The sequence below is a fragment of the Bacillus luti genome (genome assembly GCF_001884105.1).
Classification (GTDB): domain Bacteria; phylum Bacillota; class Bacilli; order Bacillales; family Bacillaceae_G; genus Bacillus_A; species Bacillus_A luti.
Window position 1 is genome coordinate 1 of sequence record NZ_MACI01000086.1, and the last position, 802, is coordinate 802.

1 protein-coding gene is annotated in these 802 nt (G+C 38.2%); it reads left to right on the forward strand.

Going from position 1 to position 802, the window contains the following annotated elements; all coding sequences use genetic code 11:
* Positions 1-274: 274 nt before the first annotated feature.
* Positions 275-715: a Dps family protein gene (locus BAQ48_RS21350; protein ID WP_001041897.1), complete on the forward strand. Its 441-nt coding sequence runs from the start codon at positions 275-277 to the stop codon at positions 713-715.
* Positions 716-802: the final 87 nt, after the last annotated feature.

An 802-nucleotide genomic window follows, 5' to 3' on the forward strand; every position in this document is an offset into this window, starting at 1 on the left:
CGTTCTTTGCCTCACAGGAAGGCGCGAAATGACCGACTGTTCTAGTCACCGAAGCTGGATATAATAAAAAGCGGAAGCGGCTCGTTTATAACAAGAGCTATATATTAAACAAAGGCCCTATTACTTCACCGTAATAGGGCCTTTTATTTACAACCGTTCATAATTTGTTCAAAATAATTCCAGCAAAAGGGTTGATTTGTACAGATTACTAGATTATAATAATTATAAATTAGTAATTGATATCATATAACAACTCAAAAGGAGATTGATCATAATGAACAAACAAGTAATCGAAGTATTAAACAAACAAGTAGCAGACTGGAGCGTTTTATTCACAAAACTACACAACTTCCACTGGTACGTAAAAGGGCCTCAATTCTTCACATTACATGAGAAATTTGAAGAACTTTACACAGAATCAGCTACTCACATCGATGAAATTGCAGAACGCATTTTAGCAATTGGCGGCAAACCAGTAGCAACAATGAAAGAATACTTAGAACTATCTTCTATTCAAGAAGCAGCATACGGAGAAACTGCAGAAGGGATGGTCGAAGCAATCATGAAAGACTATGAAATGATGCTAGTCGAACTGAAAAAAGGCATGGAAATCGCTCAAAACTCTGACGACGAAATGACATCTGACCTACTATTAGGCATCTACACAGAACTAGAAAAACACGCTTGGATGCTACGTGCGTTCTTGAATCAATAATATATTTAAAAGCGAAAGCGGCTCGTTCAGAATCGCAGGACATTGGAGCTCTCGACCTTGAAGCGCTTTTTGCTTCGAGCGAGAGAG